At 70.1% G+C, this 201-nt stretch carries 1 pseudogene; it reads right to left on the reverse strand.

Annotation, left to right across the window (positions count from 1 at the left end):
* Positions 1–99: 99 nt before the first annotated feature.
* Positions 100–201: pseudogene (locus tag HW466_RS32375) on the reverse strand (phospholipase D-like domain-containing protein); the annotation flags it as partial.

Here is a 201-nt window from a genome sequence, read left to right on the forward strand (position 1 = left end):
GGCGCGCCGATGCAAGCAGGGTCATACCGGTACGCGGCACCGGGATGGCAGCGGGAATGGATAGGTGGCGCTTGCCCTGCGCGGGCCGCCGTCAGACGCTCAGAGACCGCCGGCCTGCCGGTACAGCCGCCAGAACGACTGCGCATACGACTGCGCGAGCTCCGGTGCGCGCTGGAACACGTTCACCGTTTCGGCGTGCGC

Origin of the sequence: Burkholderia territorii (genome assembly GCF_902833055.1) — a bacterium.
Taxonomy (GTDB): domain Bacteria; phylum Pseudomonadota; class Gammaproteobacteria; order Burkholderiales; family Burkholderiaceae; genus Burkholderia; species Burkholderia territorii.